This is a genomic window from Streptosporangium sp. G11, from assembly GCF_051192615.1.
In the GTDB taxonomy this organism is placed as follows: Bacteria; Actinomycetota; Actinomycetes; order Streptosporangiales; family Streptosporangiaceae; genus Streptosporangium.
Window position 1 is genome coordinate 243,500 of sequence record NZ_JBPJUQ010000002.1, and the last position, 18,293, is coordinate 261,792.

Here is an 18,293-nt window from a genome sequence, read left to right on the forward strand (position 1 = left end):
GTCTAGCTCACCTATCTGCTCGTTCATCAAATGTCTGGTTTGCGGGTATACGTACCTTGTGGTCTATGATGCGGGCATGCTTGACCGCGAAGGCCCCGTCCCGGTCTACAAACAGGTCGCCGAAATGATCCGTGCGCGCATCGAGGCGGGCGATCTCGGCCTCGGCGAGGCCGTGCCCAGCGAGACGGAACTCGAAGTCGAATACGGCATCGCCAGGACGACGGCACGTCGAGTCGCGAGGGAGTTGCGCGAGCAGGGCCTGGCGTACACGGTCCAGGGAGAAGGAACCTTCGTCGGCGAGCCCGGGACCCCACGGCCAGAGGACCAGATCCCCGTATATCAGCAGATCGCAGCCGATATACGGCGTCAGATTCAGGCGGGCGAGCTACGCCCGAACCGGCGGGTGCCCAGCGAGAAAGAACTCATGCAGAAGCACGGCGTCGCCAAGGCCACCGTGCGCCAGGCGATGGCGTTCCTGCGCGACCGGGGATGGGTTTTCACCGTGTCATATCGCGGCACATACGTGTCGCCCGCCGAAAACTGGCCCGAGGCGACAAAGTAGCGTCGATGCCCACAAACTCATCTCTATGGGTCTAGCACTCGTATCGGCTGGTCGAAAGTCGTTCCCCGACGCAGCCCTTACATGTTGTCGCCGGAGAAGTGGCTGAAACGCACGCACAAGGGCACGGTTCTTCAACCAACGAACGGTTACGGGTGAGGGCGGGAGCGGAGGACCTCCAGGGCGCGGTCGGCGTGGGCCTCCATGGAGCTCTCGCTGTGGATCACTTCCAGGAGGCGGTGGTCCACGTCGATGACGAAGGTCATCCGGCGGGTGAGGAACGGGCCCACCGCGACGGTACGGCGGGCGCCGAGGCGCCGGGCGACGATGCCGTCAGGGTCGGAGAGCAGGGGATAACCCAGCTGGTTGGCCTGGGCGAACCTCGCCTGCCGGTCGACCTGGTCGCGGCTGATCCCGATTCTGGTCGCCCCCTCGGCGGCGAAGTCGGCCGCCAGGTTACGGAAGTGGCAGCTCTGGGCCGTGCATCCGGAGGTCATGGCCGCCGGATAGAAGAAGAGCACCACCGGCCCCTTGGCCAGGAACTCGCTGAGCCGCCTCCGCGTACCCGTCTCGTCGAGAAGCTCGAAGTCCTCGACCACATCTCCCACCGCGAGGCTCACGCCCACAAGTCATCTCCTAACGTCATCGGAAGATCTCCGCTCGCCCCCGGCCGTCGTGATCGGCGAGGGTGGGAGTCGGAGTCCCAGCCTCATTTCTAAGCGATTCACCGGCCGAGTGACAGGCCCACAGCCGACCCACCCTGGAATATCCGTTCTCGTCCTTCGGAAACCCCACGAATCACCGCTGCACCTCCCAGCCGTCACTCCGGCTCGGCCGCCCTCAGTGTCCCCTGAGGCGGACCCCTCGCACGTGCGGGTGTACGACGAGCGCGAGCAGCGTGAAGACCGGGGCGACCACGGCGGCCCAGGGCGGCGCGAGGCGCAGGAGCAGGGACGCGCAGAGGGCACCGAGGACGAGGGCGACGACGATGGCGGCGCGACGCCGGTTGTCGGTGGACCAGCCCGACGCCGAGGTCTCGAACAGCGCGGTGAGGGTGCCCGTGACGAACGTGGTCGTGATGCCGGCGAGGTCGACCCGGCGGGCCGCGGCGGCCTGCATGCCCATGGCGCAGGATCCCGCCCCGATCAGCGCGAGGACCACGGCCGGGCCGGGTGCGCCCCCGCTGAGCGCCCAGCCGGCGAGGAAGACGATCTGGAGGGCCAGGTCGGCCCACAGGAGCCTGGTGACGGTCAGCGGCCACGACGCGCTCCCCCTGTGACGCCCCGGCATTCTGAAGCCGATGAGAAGCCCCATACAGAACCCCGCGCAGGCGAGTCCGGAACGCAGCGCGTGAAGCACCCAGTCCTCGCGGCCGGCGAGGGCGAAGAGGATGAGATTGCCCGTCATGTTCGCGGTGAAGACACCGCCCAGCCCGAGAAAGGCGATCGCGTCCATCGCCCCCGCCGCCAGCGTCAGCAGCACGAGAGCGACATGACTGCGCCGCTGGACGGACCTCGTCTCGGATGCTCGTACGGGAACGGGCTTCTCGCCGGACGCGGGAGCCGGACCGGAAGCGGGCTCGGAAGATGGGCCGACGGGCACCGCGGGGTCTTCGCCCTCAGGGCGAGTCATGGGGCTGATCGGCCATCTGCCGTCCTCCGGGGTCATGCGGTTGCGCGCATGGTGCATTTTCCCAGCTTGAAGCGGTTTCACCCGGCTTCCCACCCCGGAAGCAATTGCTTCGAAGTCGGCCTCACGCTTGCGGGGATCGCCCTATCTTCGTCGCGTGCCCTGGATCGAGGAGCGGACCAACACCGTCGACACCGACATCACCGAGATCAAGAATCATCTCGGCGCCATGAAGCGCTCGGCCGACGCCATCGAGAAGAACATCGATGTCATGCGAGACGACATCGCCGGACTCAAGGCCGGGCAGATCGAGATCCGCGATCTGCTCGCCCGTGTCGTCGCGCGGCTGGAGGGCGTGGCCTCGTAGTCCGTATGAGGTCCGGACGGCAGCGAGCCCCGGCCCGGGGAAGGCCGGGGCTTTCGTATGCCACCGATCAGGCACTCGTTCGTGCTAGAACACCGGGATGATGTCCTCGGGGTCGAGGATGTCGACCTGGACGCCGTCGATGTCGAGTTCGGGGATGGCGGGGAACTCGATGCCCCAGCGTTCGACGATGGCGCGGATCCTGGCCATGGCCACCCGCCAGTTGTCGGCCTGTTCCTCGTAGGAGAGCACGCCGAGGCCCGCGTCGCGGGCGTGGTCCATCAGGACGCGGTGGTTGTGCAGGAAGTACGGCGGGAGCTCCCAGAAGCCGCCGGGGGGCTCCCAGAGGATCATCGAGAGGAAGACGAAGCCCGCGCGCAGCTGGCGGGTGATCAGGGAGCGGGTGTCGTCGGTGAGGCCCGGCCACTCGTTCTCCAGGATGGTCATGCAGATCTGGAGATGACGCGACTCGTCGCGGCCGATGCGGTGGAACATGTCGCCGAAGACGGGGTGCCTGGTCCCGGTGGCCATGCCCCGGAACAGGGTGGAAGCGGCCATCTCCCCCATCATGAAGCTGGTGAACAGCACCGGCAGGCTGTATCTGCCGACGGCGCCGCTGTAGCCCGTCCAGTAGCGGCCACCGTTGTGATAGAGCCAGCCGATGTTGTTGTGGGCGGCCTTCTCCAGGTCGGTGGCGGGGGTCCAGTCGAGCGGCCCGCCCGGCCAGAGCCTGGCGATGGTGCGCTGACAGCACTCCTCGTGGTTCATCTCGTCACGGGTGATCGAGAAGAAGCACTTCCTGACCGGGTCCTCCTCGTGCTTCTCGAACGCCTGGATGGTGGCGCGGGCGAAGACGGCCGGGCCCGAGGCGTCGAAGTTGGCGAGCACCGAGAACCAGTACATGATCCCGAGGCGCTGCTCGTGGGTGAAGTCGCTCGGCCTGAGATCGTCCCAGGGCAGGTCGGCCGGATTCCAGACCACGCGCTTTGACTTCTCGTAGATGGCGGCGAGTTTCTCGGTCTCGACCCGCCACTCCATCGGGTAGATGTTCGGCTGGGGAATCTCGGGAGCGGGCCAGAAACCACCCTCGGGAATCGTCAGGTCCGCCATGGCCGCACCCCCTGTGACAGCTTCGTTTCACATTTTGCGCCCGTATGTCACGTCTTTCAAGAACACCCCGGGATCCGGCCCGGTGCGCCCCGCTTCGGGATCCAGCACAGGATCCGTCCCGGCCCCAAAGGTGCTCAGGAGCGGGCTCGCTGCGTCAGGGCGACGCACGCCAGGACGGCCAGCGCCGCCGCGATCGTGACCGCGCCGAAGAGTTCGCCGAGCAGCAGCCACGCCCACAGCAGCGTCAGCAGCGGCTGGGCGAGCTGGGTCTGCCCGGCGCGGGCGATGCCGCCCATGGCCAGGCCCGCGTACCAGGGGATGAAACCGAGGAACATCGAGACCAGGCCGACGTACGCGAACCCGGCCAGCGAGGCGGCGGTGGGCCGCATGTCGGTGGTCAGCGCGAGCGCGACGGTGATCGGCACGGTCAGCGGGGCGGCGAGGACGAGGGTGTGGGAGATCACCCGCCAGCCGGGGGTCTCGCGGGCCAGGCGTCCGCCCTCGGTGTAGCCGACGGCGGCCGACAGCAGCGCGCCGACGAGCAGCAGGTCGGCTCCGGTGACGTGGCCGCCGCCCATGCTGAGGGTGAAGGCGGTGATCGACACGGCCCCGAGGCCGCAGGACACCCAGAACAGCGCCCTGGGCCACTCCCCGGCCCGCAGCACCGCGCAGGCGGCGGTGGCCGCGGGCAGCAGCCCGATCACCACGGCCGCGTGCGAGGTGGAGGCCCCGGCGTAGAGCGCCAGGCCGCTGAAAAGGGGGAAGCCGAACACCACGCCCGCCACGATGACGCCGTACGACCGGAGGTGGGACCTGGGCGGCAGCAGCGGCACCCTGGCCACGAGCAGGAACGCGGCGGCGGCTACGGCCGCGACGGCGGCCCTGCCGACCGCCACCAGGTAGGGGTCGAAGCCCTCCATCGCGAAGACCGTCGCCGGGAACGACCCCGAGAACGCCAGCACCCCGAGCCCGGCCAGCAGGGTCCCCCGCCAGGCCCTGCCCTGCGCCCCGGGCGGCACCGCGCCGGTCGGCCGCCGATCGTGGCGCGCCTCCCTCGGCGGCACCACAACGGTCGGGACCATGCCCTCCGCTATCCGATTTGGTACGATAGCGCTACTCTTTTCACTCATGAACGACGATAGCAGTATCGTCCGGCTGACCGCCACGCTCCGTGATGAGGTGTCGCGGCTCCGTCCGGGCGACCGGCTGCCGTCGAGCCGGGAGCTGGTCCGGCTGCACGGCGTGAGCCCGGTGACCGTGTCGCGCGCGATCGGCAGGCTCACCGCCGAGGGACGGGTGATCACCAGGCCCGGTAGCGGCGCCTACGTGGCCCCGGCGATCACGCGGGGCGGCGACAACGCCGACATGTCGTGGCAGACGGTCGCGCTCGGCGACAGGGTGGTGGACGACAGCGAGGTCAGCGGCCTTCTCACCGGGCCGCCCGAGGGGGTCATCCCGCTCACCGGCGGCTACCTCAACCCGGCCCTGCGACCCTCCAGGGCCCTATCCGCCGCCGCCTCCCGCGCGCTGCGCCGCCCCGACGTCTGGGCGATGCCGCCGCTGACCGGTCTCCCCGAGCTGCGCAGGTGGTTCGCCCAGGAGCTGGGCGGTGACGTCACCCCGTCGGACGTGCTGGTCGTCAGCGGCGGGCAGGCGGCGCTCATCCACGCCTTCCGCGCCCTCGCGGCCCCCGGCACCCCCGTACTCGTCGAGACCCCCACCTACCCGGGCGCGCTCGCGGCGGCGCGGGCCGCCGGGCTCCGCGCGACGGCCGTGCCCATGGACCGCGACGGGGTGCGGCCCGAACTGCTCGCGGAGGCGTTCGCCGTGACCGGCGCGCGGGTCTTCCTCTGCCAGCCGACCCTGCACAACCCCACCGGCGCGACCCTGACCCTGGAGCGGCGCGAGCAGGTGCTGGCGATCGCCCGCGCCGCCGGGGCGTTCGTGATCGAGGACGACTACGCCCGCTACTTCGCCACCGCCCCGGTGCCGCCGCCGATGGTCGCGCTGGACGCGCACGGCACGGTCGTGCACATCAACTCGCTGACCAAGGTCCTGTCACCGAGCCTGCGGGTCGCCGGGGTCGTCGCCCGGGGCCCCGCCGCCCGGCGGCTGAGGGCGAGCCAGCTCGTGGAGTCGTTCTTCGTGGCCAGGCCGCTCCAGGAGACGGCGCTGGAGCTCGTCGGCTCGCCGGCCTGGCGGCGCCACCTGGCCGCGCTGGGCACCGAGCTGTCCCTGCGCAGGGACACCCTCGTCGCGGCCCTGACCGCCCGGATGCCGGACGCCACAATCCACCTCGTCCCCCGCGGCGGCCTGCACATGTGGGTACGGCTCCCCGAGGACCGGGACGAGGAGACCGTGGTGGAGTCCGCCGGGAGGGCGGGGGCACTGGTGAGTCCCGGGCGCATCTACTACCCGGCCGAGCCGCCGGGCCCGCGCATCAGGGTGACCCACTCGGCGGCCATCCACACGGCCGAGCTGGTCGAGGGCGTCCGCAGGCTCGCGACGGCCCTGGACGGTTGACCACCGGGTGGCGACGGCCCGGGAAGGCCCCTGACCTCCCGGGCGGCGGCCCTGGAAGGCCCCTGACCACCTCGCCGCCCTCCCGCGAGGCCGGGCGGCGCCCCCTGCCGCCCGACCCCGCGAGAGAGTGGTCAGGTGGCCGCGAAGACCTCGTGGTGGGTGACCGTGAGCTCGCGCTCGACCAGGAAGCGGTCGTCCTCGTCGTAGAAGACGGCGCGCGAGGGGTCGTCCCCGGCGAAGGCGGCGATCGCCTCCCACGACTCCCAGAGCGAGGTCAGCAGGAACTCCGCCCGCTCCCCCGCGTCCCGGCGGGTGAAGCACACTCCCCGGTTGCCCTCGGTCGAGGTGTAGCCGACGTATCCCGTGGCCAGCAGGTATCTCTCATAGGCGGCGGCGTCCTCGGCGCGGGTCCAGCCTCTCCACACCCTCATGATCATGATTGCTCCTCCGGTACGACACGCGCCTGCCGGTCTCGCGGAACGCGAGATAAGCCAGGTACCACATGAGACCTCCTTAAAACACCGTCTATCACGCTATGACGGTGTCGAAAGGAACACAACCCCCTAATGGCGTACAGTGGTTGCGAAGAGGTGAGCGACGACATGGACAACCCCTCCGACCTGGTAATCGACTTCGTGAACACGTACGACGTCGAGGAGGAGGCCGACTCGATCCCCTCCCCGGCCGCGCTGACCGCCTGGCTGGGCAGGCGAGGCCTGATCGGCCCGGCGGACGCGGCCGACGAGACGGACCTGGCGACGGCCGTCGACCTCCGCGAGGCGCTGCGCGAGGCACTCCGCCGCAACCACGACCGTCCCGGCACAAAAGGCGAAACAGGCGGCGCCGGCCACGGTGGCGGCGATCACGAGCTCGGGCTGTCGACGTCCTTCGCCGCCCTCCCGCTGCGCGTCGCCCTGACCTCCGAGGGGCCGGTGCTCCAACCTGTCGCGACCGGCGTCCCCGGCGGGCTGGCCGGGATCGCCGCCGCCGTGATGAGCGCCCATTCCGGCGGGATGTGGCCGCGTCTGAAGGTCTGCACCGAGAGCACCTGCCAGTGGGCGTTCGTCGACTCGTCCAAGAATCGCTCGCGGTCGTGGTGTTCCATGAGGGTCTGCGGCAACCGCACGAAGACAAGGGCATATCGGGCTCGGCGGCAGACGGAGCCGGGTTCACGTCATCTCTGAGTCGGATTCCCCGATACGGTGTAAGAGCCTGTCTCACGGATCCACCCGCCTGATGCCCGCTCGCGTGGCACGAGATCCACGAGACAGCGCGTTCCGAGGCGACGGCAGACGGCAGAGAAGGAGCGGGCCGAGATGGCAGACGTAGGCGTGCGGGCGGCTCGGCACGAGGATGTCGCCGCGGTGACGGGCACCCAGATCCGCGCGTGGAAATACGGCTACCGGGATTTCCTTCCCGAAGGACCGCTGGAGCAGATGACCGGCCCGGCGGCCGAGAACATGTGGCGCCAGCAGTGGGAGGACGCGATCACCTCGCCGCCCAGCCGCAGGCACCGCGTGCTGGTGGCCGTGGAGCAGGTCGTCCTCGACACCGACGCCTTCCCGGCGCTCGGTCCCGGCGGCATCGAGGCCATGGCCGCGCTGCAGGGCGCGGAGAAGGTCGCCGGTCTGGCCTCACACGCCCCGGCGGAGGATCCCGACCTCGACCCGACCACCGCCGGAGAGATGCTCACGTTCCTGATCGACCCCGACCACGTCCGGCGCGGCCACGGCAGCCGGTTGCTGAACGCCACGGTCGACTACCTCCGTGACGACGGCTACCACGCCATCGTGACCTGGGTCTTCGCCGAAAACTACGCGGTCCGCGGCTTCCTGGAGTCCGCCGGGTGGGGCGCCGACGGGGCCGAGCGGGTCATCGACATGGGCCGTACGGTGCGGATGATCCGCCTGGCGACCGACATCAGCTAGAGCCGGAGAGGAACCCCGCAACCCCATGGCCACCCCGAGCCAGTGGATCGCCGGAGCACGTCCGCGCACCCTTCCCGCCGCCGTCGTCCCCGTCGCCATTGGCACCGGAGTCGCGATCGGGTACGCCGGAGGGGTGTGGTGGCGGGCTCTGCTGGCCCTGTTCGTGGCCCTAGCCCTCCAGGTGGGCGTCAACTACGCCAACGACTACAGCGACGGCGTGCGCGGCACCGACGAGGACCGGGTCGGCCCGATGCGCCTGGTCGGCTCGCGCGCCGCGTCGCCCCGCCAGGTCCTCGTCGCGGCCCTGTCCTGCTTCCTGGCCGCCGCGGTGGCCGGGCTGGTGCTCGTCGTGGCCACCGGGGCCTGGTGGCTGCTGCTGGTCGGCGCGCTGGCGATCGCCGCGGCCTGGTTCTACACCGGCGGCTCCAGCCCGTACGGCTACCGGGCACTGGGCGAGGTCTCGGTCTTCGTGTTCTTCGGCCTGGTGGCGGTGGCGGGCACCACGTACGTCCAGCTCGAACACCTGCCCTGGCTCGCGGTGGCCGCGGCCGTACCGGCGGGCCTGCTGGCCTGCGCGATGCTCGTGGTCAACAACCTGCGCGACATCGTGACCGACGGTCCGGCGGGCAAGCGCACCATGGCCGTGGTGCTCGGTGACCGCCGCACCCGGGTCCTCTACACCCTCTGCCTGGTGCTGCCCCTGGTGATCGCGCCCGCGCTGGCTCCGTGGCAGCCGTTCGCGGCGCTGGCGCTGCTCGCCGCCCCGCTCGCCATCGCCCCGGTGCAGGCCGTACGGGCGGGCGCGACCGGCCCCGCGCTCATCGCCACGCTCCAGCAGACGGGCCGCTTCCAGCTCGTGTACGGCCTGCTGCTGGCCATCGGCCTGGCCCTCTGAGGCTGCCCGCCATCGGCCTGGCTCTCTGAGCCTGCCGCCGAGGCTCGGCTGCCCGGTCTTCCTCACCGACCTGCGCCCCGGCCCGCACCCTCGGCATCCGCGTCCGGCCCGGCGCCGAAGCCGTCTCGGCCGCGCTCGCCGGGCACGACCCCGGCCGCCGACGCCACTGACCGTCGCCCTCGCGCGTCCGGCTCCGAGCAGGCGATCACCGCCCCGGCGGCGTCGGCCCTGGATCGGATGCGCGGCCGTGAATTCAGGACATCGACCGGGAAGCCGTGTGACCATTCCCGCCCGGATCGCGTCTGGTCTGTTGTGACAATCACAAGAGCGCGGGGGGCATCATCATCGAGGAGCTGTACCGCGAGCACTGGGCGCTCGTGTGCGGGTTCCTGTTACGCCGCACCCGCGATCCCCACCTCGCCGAGGACCTGGCCCAGGAGACGTTCGTCAAAGCGACCGGGGCGCTGCTTGGCTGGCGCGGCGAGAACGCGGCCGCGTGGCTGCTCACCATCGCCCGCAATGTTCTGGTCGACCACGTTCGGCGCCACCGCCGCGAGCTGGCCCTGCCCGACTCCGACGAGCTCGGCGTGCCCGCGCTGCACGTCGAGTCGCTGGGCGTGCGCGACGTCCTGGACCGGCTGCCCGAGCAGCACCGCAGGCTGCTCACCCTGGTCTATTTCGAGGGCTTCTCGCTGGTCGAGGTGGCCGCGATGACCGGTAGGAAGCACGCCACGATCAAGACCGCCGTGTGGCGGGCCAGAGCCGCCTTCGCCGACATCTACGGAGTTCCCCATGACTGAAGATGAGCTGCCGCCCATGCCCGACTTCGACCCCAAGGCGACCCGCCGGGCGGTCCGGCGGGGTCTCACCCGTACCGCGACCATGGTGCTGGCGGCGCTGGTCGTCCTCGTCCTGGTGGCGACGGCCGGCTCCAGCCTGATCCAGCGGCGCGGCGACCGGGAAGAGCGCATGACGGACGTGCTCGGCACCGCCTTCAAGATCTACAACCCCGGTTACGACATCGAGGTCCGGAACTGGGGTGCCACCACGCCGCTGTCGATGTCGTTCACCGTGGCCGTCAACCCGATGCGGGCCATCGGCGGGTTCGTCGTCGGCTACGGAGGCGCGGAGCACGTCATCACCCAGGACTTCTTCGGCCATGTCGGCAGGCTGCCGCTCGGCAACGACGCCAACACCACCCTGAGCAGGGCGCTCGTCAACGTGAGCACCGGCAACCAGCCCAAGCAGGACAGTCGCAAGGTCCTGGCCAGGCTCCCGGAGGAGCTCAACGCGCTGGCGGTGGTCGAGTTCGCCAAGCCGCTCACCAACGAGGAGCTGATCGCCTTCACCGCCAGACACCAGTCGAATGCCGAGAAGGTGGTGTACGAGCGGCGCCCCAGGTCGATCCCCATCACGTGGGGAGGGATGACGATGTGGGACCGAGCCCCGATGCCGGAAATCGGAGCCGGAGAGGACCATGTGATCGAGCCCGACGAGGCGATCAAACTGGACCTCGCGAACTTCCGCCGCTGGGTGGGCATCCTCAAGGACCACGACGACGACAACCTGCACGACTTCGACCTGAGCCTGGCCCGCCTGCGAAAGGCCGCGAACGACGGCCTGGCCTACGCCTACGTGGACTCGCTGGCCACGATCGGGGAACTGCGGAAGATCATCGAGGATCCACTGGTCCGGACGGTCCGCGTAGTGGATGTCACCTACGACCTCGAACGGCCCTAGACGGCCAGGGTGGAGAGATGGGCGGGCACATGCCCCCGCCCACCTCTCCACTCTGGCCACGAACTCCGCCGCGTGGTCAGGCCGGTGATGGCGCAGGCGGCCGCGCGCCCCCAGCGCGGGCACGCCGAGCTCGTCGGAGCCGGGCGGGGCCAGCCCTGCGGCGCCCTCACGTCAGAGCAGGTAAAGAGCACATCCGTTGGATTTTCGGCGACTGCCACCGAGACCCCGGCTCCCCGGTCCGCCGAACCGGCCCCCTCACAGGAGGCGGCGCATCACGACGCGGGGGGCGATCTCGATGCCCAGCTCCCGCTCGTGGCGCACCAGCTCGGCCATCTCCGGACCCCACTCCGCGGGGTCGAGCACGGAGAAGCCGCGCCGGGCGTACCAGGGCGCGTTCCAGGAGACGTCGCGGTAGGTCGTCAGCGTCACGGCGGCGAAGCCGGCCGCGGCCGCGTGCTCGCAGACGGCCTCCACCAGGCTCCCGCCGGCACCCCTGCGCCCGTGGTCGGGGTGGACGGCGAGCTGGTCGAGGTGGAGCTGCCCGTCGACCTCGCCGAACAGGGCGAACCCGACCGGCGGGTCGCCCGCCACGAGCACCCGGGAGGGGTCGTCGGTCTCCTCGATCATCGTGGTCCCCGGCGGGAAGGTGATCCCGACCTGGGCGAAGACCCCGTCGGCCGCCAGCTCCACCGCCACCAGCCCGGCGAGCTCCTCCGGCCGAGCCCAGCGGACCTCAGTCGAAGTCGAAGATCGAGTGCTTGTCATAGAACTGGAGGATATAGCGGCATCGCTCGCAGATCATCAGGGTTACCCGGTGTGAGGTGATACCCCAGCGGCTGTCGAGCCTGCCCTCCTCCATCTGGAACCGGGTGCCTTGACAGAGCGGGCAGGCGAGCTCGGGAGGCGTCATGGTTGAGCAACGAGCGGCGCAGGGGCCGGGGTTCCGGAGACGGCGAGACCGGTGGGATCACCCGCCGGTGCGGTGACCATGAAGCATGACCGGATTCTCGGTCGCCGCCTTGCCGAAGCCGCCACCTGAAGTCACGAGTCGCCGAACCCGGCGGGCGTACGTGGTCACCGCAGACGTACGCGGTCACCGCGTCAGAGGTCGAGAAGACGCTCCAGGCCGACGGTCAGGCCGGGGAGCTCGCGGACCCGGCGCACGCCCAGGAGCACGCCCGGGGTGAACGACGAGCGGTTCGTGGTGTCGTGGCGGATGGTGAGGATCTCGCCGTCGCCGCCCAGGATGACCTCCTGGTGGGCGATGAGCCCCGCCAGCCGTACCGCGTGCACGCGGACCCCGTCGATGTTGGCGCCGCGCGCCCCGTCGAGCTCCGTGCTGGTGGCGTCGGGCATCGGCGCCGCCCCCGCCTTGCGCCGGGCCTCGGCGATCAGCTCGGCCGTGCGGCGGGCGGTGCCCGAGGGCGCGTCGGCCTTGTGGGGGTGGTGCAGCTCGACGATCTCGGCCGACTCGAAGTAGCGGGCGGCCTGCTGGGCGAAGTGCATCATGAGCACGGCCGCGATGCCGAAGTTGGGGGCGATCAGCGCGTTGACGCCGGGGTTGGCGTCGAGCCAGCCCCTGACCGTCGCCAGCCGCCCGGCGTCGAAGCCGGTGGTGCCGACCACCGGGTGGATGCCGTGGGTGACACACCATTCGAGGTTCTTCATGACGACGTCGGGGTGGGTGAAGTCGACCACCACCTCGGCGCCTTCCAGCTCCTCGATCGGGTTGCCCTGGTCGACGGCCGCGACCAGCTCCAGATCGTCCGCCGCCTCGACGGCCCTGCACACTTCGACACCGACGCGCCCTCGGGCGCCGAGAACTCCAACCCTGATCACGGGCCCAAGGCTATACCGAAGGACCTCGGGACAACGGACGGCCCCGGCGTGGAAACGCCGGGGCCGCTCGTACGTGGGAGGCGGAAAGGACCGTCAGCCGGTGATGACCGCGCTGAAGTCCCTGTCCTCCTCGTAGGGGCCGATGACCGCGAGGGACATCGGGCGGGTGAGGACGTCCTGGGCGACCTCGGCGATCTGCTCCGGGGTCACCGCGTCGATCCTGCCGAGCAGGTCGTCGACAGAGAGCAGCTCGTCGAAGACCAGCTCGCCCTTGCCGATCCTGGACATCCGGGAGCCGGTGTCCTCCAGGCCGAGCACGAGGCCGCCGCGCATCTGGCCCTTACCGCGGACGATCTCCTCCTCGGTGATGCCGTCGGAGACCACGCGGAGCACCTCCTCGCGGCAGATCTTCAGCACGTCGTCGATCTTCGACGGCAGGCAGCCGACGTAGATGCCGAACTGGCCGGTGTCGGCGAGGGCGGAGGTGTAGGAGTAGGCCGAGTAGGCGAGGCCCCTCTTCTCCCTGATCTCCTGGAACAGCCGCGAGGACATGCCACCGCCCAGCGCCGCGTTGAGCACGCCGAGCGCGAAGCGGCGCTCGTCGGTGCGGGTCAGCGCGGTCGTGCCGAGGACCAGGTTGGCCTGCTCGGTCGGCCGGTGCACCACCCGCGTGCCGGAGCGGACCTCGACGCCGGGCCCCGACACGCGCGGGGGCACCGGCGAGGCGTCCCCGCCCAGGGCCCCGGCCCGCTCGTAGGCGGCGGCGACCAGCGCCACGACCCGCTCGTGGTCGATGTTGCCCGCCACCGACACCACGGTGTGGGTGGGCAGGTAGTAACGCCGGTAGTACTCGGCGATCCGGTCGCGGGTGACCGCGGTGATCGAGTCGACCGTGCCGAGGATCGGCCTGCCGACCGGCGTGTCACCGTACAGCTCGGCGGAGAACTGCTCGTGCACCACGTCCGAGGGATCGTCGTCGTGCATGGCGATCTCCTCCAGGATCACGCCACGCTCGGCCTCGACGTCCTCTTCGGTGATGAGCGAGGAGGTCACCACGTCGGCGAGCACGTCGATCGCCACCTGCAGGTCCTCGTCGAGGACCCGCGCGTAGTAGCAGGTGTACTCCTTGGCGGTGAAGGCGTTGATCTCACCGCCGATGCCCTCGATGGCCGCGGAGATCTCCAGGGCGTCCCGTGTGGGGGTGCCCTTGAACAGCAGGTGCTCAAGGAAGTGGGAGGACCCCATGTTCTGGGGGGACTCGTCTCTCGATCCGATGCCGACCCACATGCCGACCGCGACGGAACGCACGGTCGGCATGGACTCGGTCACCACCCGGAGCCCACCGGGAAGGACGGTGCGCTTCACGACCCCGGCGCCGTCCTTGCCGGGGTGCAGAGTGGTGGTGATCACGAGTTGCGGTCTTCCCCTCCGCCGCCCCCGCGGTTACCGCCGCCGCCGTTGCTGCTGCTGCGGGTACGGGTGCGGCGGGGCCGCTCCTCACGGGGCTTGTCGTCGGCGGCGGGCGCCTCGGCCACCGGGGCCGCCGACGTCTCGGTGTCGCCGGACTCGGCCTTGGCCGCGGCCTCCTTCTCGATGACCTCGACGGGCACCAGGGAGAGCTTGCCGCGCGAGTCGATCTCGGCGATCTCCACCTGGACCTTCTCGCCGACGTTCATGACGTCCTCGACGTTCTCGATGCGCTTGCCGCCGTGCAGCTTGCGGATCTGGGAGACGTGCAGGAGGCCGTCCTTGCCCGGCATGAGGGAGATGAAGGCGCCGAAGGCCGCGATCTTGACGACCGTGCCCAGATAGCGCTCGCCGACCTCCGGCATGTGCGGGTTCGCGATGGCGTTGATCGCCGACCTGGCCGCCTCGGCGGACGGGCCGTCGGTGGCGCCGATGTAGATGGTTCCGTCGTCTTCCAGGGTGATCTCGGCGCCGGTGTCGTCCTGGATCTGGTTGATCATCTTGCCCTTCGGGCCGATGACCTCTCCGATCTTGTCCACCGGGATCTTGATCGTGATGATGCGCGGGGCCGTCGCGTTCATCTCCGCCGGGGAGTCGATGGCCTCCTGCATCACGTCGATGATCGCGAGGCGGGCGCCCTTGGCCTGCTTCAGCGCGGCGGCCAGCACGGAGGCGGGAATGCCGTCGAGCTTGGTGTCGAGCTGGAGGGCGGTGATGACGTCCTTGGTGCCGGCGACCTTGAAGTCCATGTCGCCCATGGCGTCCTCGGCACCGAGGATGTCGGTCAGCGTGACGTACTGGTCGCCCTCGTTGATGAGGCCCATCGCGATGCCCGCGACGATGCCCTTCAGCGGGACACCCGCGTCGAGCAGCGCCATCGTCGAGGCGCACACCGAGCCCATGGAGGTCGAGCCGTTGGAGCTCAGCGCCTCGGAGACCTGGCGGATCGCGTACGGGAACTCCTCGCGCAGCGGCAGCACCGGCAGGAGCGCCCGCTCGGCGAGCGCGCCGTGGCCGATCTCGCGCCGCTTGGGCGAGCCCACCCGGCCGGTCTCACCGGTGGAGTAGGGCGGGAAGTTGTAGTTGTGCATGTAGCGCTTGGTGCGCTCGGGGTTGAGCGTGTCGATCATCTGCTCCATGCGGAGCATGTTGAGCGTGGTGATGCCCAGGATCTGGGTCTCGCCGCGCTCGAACAGGGCCGAGCCGTGCACGCGGGGCACGATGTGGACCTCGGCGCTGAGCTGCCGGATGTCCTTGACGCCGCGGCCGTCGATGCGGACGCCCTCGGCGATGACCCGCTCGCGCATGAGCTTCTTGGTCAGCGACCGGAACGCGGCGCCGATCTCCTTCTCGCGGCCCTCGAAGTCGGGGCCGACCTTCTCCAGCACCAGGGCCTTGACCCGGTCGAGCTCGCTCTCGCGCTCCTGCTTGCCGGCGATGGTCAGCGCGGCGGCGAGCTCGCTCCGCACCGCGCCGGTCACGGCCTCCAGGACGTCGTCCTGGTAGTCGAGGAACAGCGGGTACTCGGCGGTCTCCTTGGCGGCGACCTTCGCGATCTTGGTCTGTGCCTCGCACAGCACCTTGATGAACGGCTTGGAGGCCTCGAGGCCCTGGGCCACGGTCTCCTCGGTCGGCGCCACGGCACCCTCGGCGACCAGCTTGAGCGTGTCGCGGGTGGACTCGGCCTCGACCATCATGATCGCGACGTCGCCGTCGTCCAGGACGCGGCCCGCGACCACCATGTCGAAGGTGGCGCTGGCCAGCTCGGTGTTGGTCGGGAAGGCGATCCACTGGCCTTCGATCAGCGCGACGCGGACGCCGCCGATCGGGCCGGAGAACGGCAGCCCGGCGAGCTGGGTGGAGAGGGACGCGGCGTTGATCGCCACGACGTCGTACAGGTGCTCGGGGTGGAGCGCCATGACGGTGGCGACCACCTGGATCTCGTTGCGCAGGCCCTTGACGAACGAGGGACGCAGCGGCCGGTCGATCAGGCGGCAGGTGAGGATGGCGTCCTCGGAGGGACGGCCCTCACGCCGGAAGAACGAGCCGGGAATGCGGCCCGCGGCGTACATTCGCTCCTCGACGTCCACCGTGAGGGGGAAGAAGTCGAGGTTTTCCTTGGGGTTCTTGGACGCGGTGGTCGCGGAAAGGACCATCGTGTCGTCGTCGAGGTAAACGACGGCGGAACCCGCCGCCTGGCGCGCGAGCCGCCCGGTCTCGAACCGGATGGTACGTGTGCCGAATGAGCCGTTGTCGATAACGGCTTCGCTGCTGTGGACACCCTCCACGGGGGACCTCCTTGTGGTCGGTCGCCCGCGTCCGGCCAGACGCACGTGTCGCGCCTGGTTCGTCGTGTTGCCGGCTCCCCGTAGGTGCAGCGCCGGTCTTCGATCGAAGCGCCCGGTTCCGTATGGTCTATGCCATGATGACCGGGGGCCACTACCGAGGACCGGCCCTCCGACGCCGTGGGGCGCGCTTGCTTGCGGACGCGGGGCACTGTCTCGGCTATTCAGTTTGCTCACTGGGACGGCGTCTTCGTGGCGCGACGCGCCGACACCGTCCCATATGAGATGAGGGAGCGGCGCGAACGCCACTCCCTCACAACACTATCGGCGCAGGCCGAGGCGCTCGATGAGCGAGCGGTAACGCGTGATGTCCTTGCTCTGCAGGTACTTCAGCAGCCGGCGACGGCGGCCGACGAGCAGCAGCAGGCCACGACGGCTGTGGTGGTCGTGCTTGTGCACCTTCAGGTGCTCGGTGAGCTCGCTGATGCGCTTGCTCAGCAGCGCGATCTGCACCTCGGGGGAACCGGTGTCGGTCTCACCCTTGGCGTAGTCACCGATGATCTGCTTCTTTGCTGCGGTGTCGAGCGACACTTTTCTCCTTGAACCTCTGCGGGCACGCGCAATTCCGGCTCCCCGAACGACCGTGCGTGCCTACAGTCGCCGTGGCGAGGCCAGCACCGGGACCAATGGACACCGGTTACAGAGCTGACATGCCAGGTTACCACCGGCTTCGGCGCCCCCGCACATCGTACGAGAGCCCGGCGAGCTCCGCCCGAAAACCCCTGCGAAACCGGGGATCCGGGCCCTGAGGGTCACGTGGGGTGGGAACAACGAGGCACAGGGGCCACACGGGATCACCCCGGCCCCGGAACCGGTCAGCTCGTCAGGCGCCGCACCTCGTCGACGTCGGCGTGGATCTGCGCGACGAGCGCCTCGATCGAGTCGAACCTGGTGTTGCCGCGCAGCCTCGGCCCGAAGTCGACGGCCACGTGCGCGCCGTAGAGGTCGAGGTCGTCGCGGTCGAGGGCGTACGCCTCGACGGTGCGGGGCACGCCCTCGAAGGTCGGGTTGGTGCCCACGGAGATCGCCGCGGGCCAGCGCTCCCCGCCGTACACGGCGGGCAGGTTGCCGGTCGCGACCCCCTGCAGCCAGCCGGCGTAGACGCCGTCGGCGGGAATGGCGGTGAACTCCGGCGACTCCAGGTTGGCCGTCGGGAAACCGAGCTGCCGGCCGCGCTGGTAACCGCGGACGACCACGCCCTCGACCCGGTGCGGGCGGCCGAGCGTCTGCGTGACCGCCTCCATGTCGCCGGAGGCGATCTGCTCGCGGATCAGGGTGGAGGAGATCGTATCCCCGTCGCTGACCAGCGGGACCGCCTCGGCCACGAAATCGTACTTCTCCCCGAGGGTGCGCAGCGTCTCCACGTCACCGGAGGCCTTGTGGCCGAAGCGGAAGTTCTCCCCCACCACGACCCCTGCGGCGTGCAACCGGTCGACGAGCACGGTCTGCACGAACTCGTCCGGGCTCATCCGGGAGAACTCCAGCGTGAACGGCAGGACGCACACCGCGTCGACGCCCAGACCCGCGAGAAGCTCGGTGCGGTGCCTGGCCGTCGTCAGCCTCGGAGGGTGCGTGCCGGGCCGCACCACCTCCTCCGGATGCGGGTCGAAAGTCACCACCACCGAGGGAACCTCAAGACGCGCGGCCATCGCGACGGCGCGGGCCACCATCTGCCGGTGCCCTCGGTGAACTCCGTCGAAGACGCCGATCGTGACGACGGACCTGCCCCAGTCTTCGGGCACGTCGTCCAATCCGTGCCAGCCTCGCACCGCAGCCTCTTCCCCTCGTAGCGGATGAACTCCTAAAGCCTGCCATGCTCCCGGTCCTTCTCCCCAATCGGGGAGCCCCTTGACCTCGACATGCCCCTGACCTCGAAAGAGTCTCGGAGGAACCC

Annotated in this window: 20 protein-coding genes; 8 read left to right on the forward strand and 12 right to left on the reverse strand. The window is 70.0% G+C overall.

Translation table 11 applies throughout. The features are described from left to right. The first annotated feature begins 76 nt into the window (after positions 1–76). Positions 77–562, forward strand: a complete 486-nt coding sequence (locus tag ACSDR0_RS03120) for a GntR family transcriptional regulator (RefSeq protein WP_435287169.1) — start codon at positions 77–79, stop codon at positions 560–562. 146 nt (positions 563–708) lie between these two features. On the opposite strand, the gene ACSDR0_RS03125 is transcribed toward ACSDR0_RS03120, so the two are convergent. After that, complete coding sequence (locus ACSDR0_RS03125; RefSeq protein WP_435287170.1) at positions 709–1,185, reverse strand: peroxiredoxin; 477 nt, start codon at positions 1,183–1,185, stop codon at positions 709–711. Positions 1,186–1,399: 214 nt separating this feature from the next. Next, positions 1,400–2,191, reverse strand: coding sequence for a YoaK family protein (locus ACSDR0_RS03130; protein ID WP_435287171.1), 792 nt, complete (start codon positions 2,189–2,191; stop codon positions 1,400–1,402). A gap of 154 nt (positions 2,192–2,345) precedes the next feature. Between ACSDR0_RS03130 and ACSDR0_RS03135 the strand changes: the two genes are divergently transcribed. Beyond that, positions 2,346–2,555 (forward strand): hypothetical protein, encoded by a 210-nt coding sequence (locus ACSDR0_RS03135; protein WP_435287172.1) that lies wholly within the window; start codon positions 2,346–2,348, stop codon positions 2,553–2,555. A gap of 84 nt (positions 2,556–2,639) precedes the next feature. On the opposite strand, the gene ACSDR0_RS03140 is transcribed toward ACSDR0_RS03135, so the two are convergent. Together ACSDR0_RS03140 and ACSDR0_RS03145 are read right to left on the reverse strand one after the other, a co-directional pair. Further along, a complete protein-coding gene (locus ACSDR0_RS03140; protein ID WP_435287173.1) occupies positions 2,640–3,662 on the reverse strand; it encodes a hypothetical protein in 1,023 nt (340 codons plus the stop codon). Between the two features lie 134 nt (positions 3,663–3,796). Then, on the reverse strand, positions 3,797–4,744 hold the full coding sequence (locus ACSDR0_RS03145) for a DMT family transporter (RefSeq protein WP_435287174.1): 948 nt from the start codon (positions 4,742–4,744) through the stop codon (positions 3,797–3,799). 46 nt (positions 4,745–4,790) lie between these two features. Between ACSDR0_RS03145 and ACSDR0_RS03150 the strand changes: the two genes are divergently transcribed. After that, entirely contained in the window at positions 4,791–6,185 is a 1,395-nt protein-coding gene (locus ACSDR0_RS03150; RefSeq protein ID WP_435287175.1) for a PLP-dependent aminotransferase family protein, read from the forward strand. Positions 6,186–6,316: 131 nt separating this feature from the next. Here ACSDR0_RS03150 and ACSDR0_RS03155 read toward each other — a convergent pair whose 3' ends face one another. Then, positions 6,317–6,622 carry a hypothetical protein gene (locus ACSDR0_RS03155; protein ID WP_435287176.1) on the reverse strand — a complete coding sequence of 102 codons (306 nt, stop codon included), beginning with the start codon at positions 6,620–6,622 and terminating at the stop codon, positions 6,317–6,319. A gap of 153 nt (positions 6,623–6,775) precedes the next feature. Here ACSDR0_RS03155 and ACSDR0_RS03160 point away from each other — a divergent pair, with 153 nt between their 5' ends. The 5 genes from ACSDR0_RS03160 to ACSDR0_RS03180 all read left to right on the forward strand — a co-directional run bounded on the left by ACSDR0_RS03160 (position 6,776) and on the right by ACSDR0_RS03180 (position 10,748). Continuing rightward, positions 6,776–7,369: a CGNR zinc finger domain-containing protein gene (locus ACSDR0_RS03160; RefSeq protein ID WP_435287177.1), complete on the forward strand. Its 594-nt coding sequence runs from the start codon at positions 6,776–6,778 to the stop codon at positions 7,367–7,369. Between the two features lie 132 nt (positions 7,370–7,501). After that, on the forward strand, positions 7,502–8,113 hold the full coding sequence (locus tag ACSDR0_RS03165) for a GNAT family N-acetyltransferase (protein WP_435287178.1): 612 nt from the start codon (positions 7,502–7,504) through the stop codon (positions 8,111–8,113). A gap of 25 nt (positions 8,114–8,138) precedes the next feature. Further along, the gene (locus ACSDR0_RS03170; RefSeq protein ID WP_435287179.1) at positions 8,139–9,008 is read left to right on the forward strand and encodes a 1,4-dihydroxy-2-naphthoate polyprenyltransferase; all 870 of its coding nucleotides are present in this window, start codon (positions 8,139–8,141) and stop codon (positions 9,006–9,008) included. A gap of 353 nt (positions 9,009–9,361) precedes the next feature. Then, on the forward strand, positions 9,362–9,808 hold the full coding sequence (locus ACSDR0_RS03175) for an RNA polymerase sigma factor (protein ID WP_435287289.1): 447 nt from the start codon (positions 9,362–9,364) through the stop codon (positions 9,806–9,808). Beyond that, positions 9,801–10,748 (forward strand): hypothetical protein, encoded by a 948-nt coding sequence (locus ACSDR0_RS03180; RefSeq protein WP_435287180.1) that lies wholly within the window; start codon positions 9,801–9,803, stop codon positions 10,746–10,748. The genes ACSDR0_RS03175 and ACSDR0_RS03180 overlap by 8 nt, the downstream gene beginning before the upstream one ends. Positions 10,749–11,003: 255 nt before the next feature. Here ACSDR0_RS03180 and ACSDR0_RS03185 read toward each other — a convergent pair whose 3' ends face one another. The 7 genes from ACSDR0_RS03185 to ACSDR0_RS03215 form a co-directional block, all read right to left on the reverse strand. Then, on the reverse strand, positions 11,004–11,513 hold the full coding sequence (locus ACSDR0_RS03185; protein WP_435287181.1) for a GNAT family N-acetyltransferase: 510 nt from the start codon (positions 11,511–11,513) through the stop codon (positions 11,004–11,006). After that, positions 11,482–11,658: a hypothetical protein gene (locus ACSDR0_RS03190; RefSeq protein ID WP_435287182.1), complete on the reverse strand. Its 177-nt coding sequence runs from the start codon at positions 11,656–11,658 to the stop codon at positions 11,482–11,484. The genes ACSDR0_RS03185 and ACSDR0_RS03190 overlap by 32 nt, the downstream gene beginning before the upstream one ends. A 191-nt stretch (positions 11,659–11,849) precedes the next feature. Further along, positions 11,850–12,587 (reverse strand): 4-hydroxy-tetrahydrodipicolinate reductase, encoded by a 738-nt coding sequence (gene dapB, locus ACSDR0_RS03195; RefSeq protein WP_435287183.1) that lies wholly within the window; start codon positions 12,585–12,587, stop codon positions 11,850–11,852. Between the two features lie 93 nt (positions 12,588–12,680). Further along, positions 12,681–13,994 carry a M16 family metallopeptidase gene (locus tag ACSDR0_RS03200; protein WP_435287290.1) on the reverse strand — a complete coding sequence of 438 codons (1,314 nt, stop codon included), beginning with the start codon at positions 13,992–13,994 and terminating at the stop codon, positions 12,681–12,683. After that, positions 13,994–16,342 (reverse strand): polyribonucleotide nucleotidyltransferase, encoded by a 2,349-nt coding sequence (locus tag ACSDR0_RS03205; RefSeq protein WP_435287184.1) that lies wholly within the window; start codon positions 16,340–16,342, stop codon positions 13,994–13,996. The genes ACSDR0_RS03200 and ACSDR0_RS03205 overlap by 1 nt, the downstream gene beginning before the upstream one ends. Positions 16,343–16,660: 318 nt before the next feature. Further along, a complete protein-coding gene (rpsO, locus tag ACSDR0_RS03210; RefSeq protein ID WP_389912439.1) occupies positions 16,661–16,930 on the reverse strand; it encodes a 30S ribosomal protein S15 in 270 nt (89 codons plus the stop codon). 284 nt (positions 16,931–17,214) lie between these two features. Next, on the reverse strand, positions 17,215–18,168 hold the full coding sequence (locus ACSDR0_RS03215) for a bifunctional riboflavin kinase/FAD synthetase (RefSeq protein WP_435287185.1): 954 nt from the start codon (positions 18,166–18,168) through the stop codon (positions 17,215–17,217). Positions 18,169–18,293 lie beyond the last annotated feature (125 nt).